Source organism: Mycobacterium sp. IDUB_37 (assembly GCF_055419245.1).
This window is the reverse complement of record NZ_JBVAXG010000071.1, coordinates 1-215: the sequence shown is the minus strand read 5'-3', so window position 1 is coordinate 215 and position 215 is coordinate 1. Positions and strand designations below refer to the sequence as shown.

General features: G+C 81.4%; 1 protein-coding gene. It reads left to right on the top strand.

All coding sequences use genetic code 11. From position 1 onward, the window contains the following. Positions 1 to 215: hypothetical protein (locus tag ACZY1I_RS32360; protein ID WP_463761733.1), on the top strand; the 215-nt coding region annotated here is incomplete at both ends.

The window sequence follows — 215 nt, the reverse complement described above, 5'->3', positions numbered from 1 at the left end:
GCGGGCGGGCTGGGCGGTAACGGTGGGGCCGGCGCGGCGAACACCACGGTGGCCGCTGCCGGAGCGGCCGGCGCCCAGGGCGGTGCCGGCGGTAACGGCGGCACCGGCGGTACCGGTGGTGCGGCCGGAGCGACCAACGGTGGCACCGCCGGCGTCCAGGGCGGCGGCGGTAAGGGCGGTAACGGTGCCGTCGGTGGCCTCGGCGGGGCCGGCGG